The organism is Bradyrhizobium sp. PRIMUS42 (genome assembly GCF_023006515.1).
Taxonomy (GTDB): domain Bacteria; phylum Pseudomonadota; class Alphaproteobacteria; order Rhizobiales; family Xanthobacteraceae; genus Bradyrhizobium.
Genome location: NZ_JALBGZ010001227.1, coordinates 1 through 1,101, shown reverse-complemented (window position 1 = coordinate 1,101; position 1,101 = coordinate 1). Strand labels below are relative to the sequence as shown.

Below are 1,101 nucleotides of genomic sequence, written 5' to 3'. Positions count from 1 at the left end.
GGCGGCACCGGAATTGCGGCCGTCCAGATCGGCAAGCTGCTCGGCGCGCGCGTGATCGCAGCGGCATCGACAGCGGAGAAGCGCGAATTCACTCAGGCGCACGGCGCCGACGCCGTGATCGATTATACGCAGGCCGACTGGCGCGACAGGTTCAAGGAGTTGACGGGCGGACATGGTGCCGACGTGATCTTCGATCCTGTCGGAGGCGAGATCTCGGTGCAGGCCTTTCGATCCATCGCCTGGCGCGGACGCCATCTCGTGGTCGGCTTTGCCGCCGGCACGATTCCCGCGCTGCCGTTCAACCTGCCGCTGCTGAAAGGCGGCGCCCTGCTCGGTGTCGACCTCGCGCAGATTCCGGTGCGCGAACCCGACGTGCAGAAGCGCCTGATGTCGCAGTTGACGGGCTGGCTCGCCGACGGCCAGCTGAAGCCCGTGGTCGGCCGCGTCTTCGCGCTGGACGATTTCCGGGAAGCGTTCAGGACCATGCAGACGCGCGGAGCGCTGGGCAAGATGGTCGTGCGGCTCTCGAAATAGGATGCATCGGCGCGGAGATGTGGCGGTAGCGTCAGCTACGCGTTCAGCCTGTCGAACTGGACCTTGCCTGCCTTCATCACCATCGGGATGTGCTCGCCCTGGCCGAGCAGGCACGCAACGTCGCGCAGCGGGTTGCCGTCGACCACCAGCAGGTCGGCGTTGGCTTCGGGCGCGATCCGGCCGAGCTTGCCTTCCATGCCAAGCACTTCGGCGCCGACCAATGTCGCGCTGGCGATGACGGCGCGCGGACCGAGAATCTCGGCGCGAATCCGGAATTCGTCGCTCTGGAGACGCTGCGACGGGCCGAGCAAGTCACTGCCAAATCCCATCTTCACGCCGGCGTCGCGATAGATCGCGAGCGAACGCAGGCCGGCGTCGCGGACATCGGCAATCTTGGCCACGCTCTCCGGCGGCAGGCCATATTGGGCGCCCTCGTTCGCCAGCGCCTCGTAGGTGACGAGCGTCGGCACCACATAGGCGCCCTTCTCGGCCATCAGGCGCGCGGTCGGAGCATCGACCAGATTGCCGTGCTCGATGGTGCGCACGCCGCAGCGCACCGCGCGCTCG

2 protein-coding genes are annotated in these 1,101 nt (G+C 67.3%); one reads left to right on the top strand and one right to left on the bottom strand.

All coding sequences use genetic code 11. From position 1 onward, the window contains the following. Positions 1-534 (top strand): zinc-binding dehydrogenase (locus MOV75_RS39275; protein WP_247008208.1); only part of this gene is annotated, 534 nt, incomplete at its 5' end. A 35-nt stretch (positions 535-569) separates the two neighbouring features. Here the strand turns inward: MOV75_RS39275 and MOV75_RS39270 are convergent. Next, on the bottom strand, positions 570-1,101 hold a 532-nt coding region (locus MOV75_RS39270; protein WP_247008207.1), incomplete at its 5' end, for an amidohydrolase family protein.